This is a genomic window from Achromobacter sp. RW408 (genome assembly GCF_003184165.1).
GTDB lineage: Bacteria > Pseudomonadota > Gammaproteobacteria > Burkholderiales > Burkholderiaceae_B > Achromobacter > Achromobacter xylosoxidans.
Genome location: NZ_QHHO01000015.1, coordinates 1 through 457, shown reverse-complemented (window position 1 = coordinate 457; position 457 = coordinate 1). Strand labels below are relative to the sequence as shown.

Here is a 457-nt window from a genome sequence, read left to right as displayed (position 1 = left end):
AAGAGTCGTTCGAGACCAGGACGTTGATAGGTCGGGTGTGGAAGCGCAGTAATGCGTTAAGCTAACCGATACTAATTGCTCGTGAGGCTTGATCCTATAACACTGATGGTTATGACCTGGTGGTATAGCGTTCCAAGTGTCGTTCAATACAAAATCTGGCTGCCCCGTCAGCAGCCAGCCAACACCAATTACACCCACTGTGCGGGATCATCGAGACACTCTCTGATCCCCACACGTTGCGCTTCTTCCAAGATTGGAGCGGTTGTCCCCAAAGACAATCTCTCAACCCGTTACGCCTGACGACCATAGCAAGGTGGTACCACTCCTTCCCATCCCGAACAGGACAGTGAAACGCCTTTGCGCCGATGATAGTGGACGGACGTCTGTGAAAGTAGGTCATCGTCAGGCTTTTATTGCTCAAAACCCCACAGGCTCGCGCCTGTGGGGTTTTGTTTTT

2 rRNA genes are annotated in these 457 nt (G+C 51.6%); both read left to right on the top strand.

Annotated features, from left to right (window positions below):
* Positions 1-96: ribosomal RNA gene (locus DK459_RS02130) — 23S ribosomal RNA — on the top strand; the annotation flags it as partial.
* Between the two features lie 199 nt (positions 97-295).
* Positions 296-408: ribosomal RNA gene (rrf, locus tag DK459_RS02125) — 5S ribosomal RNA — on the top strand.
* Positions 409-457: the final 49 nt, after the last annotated feature.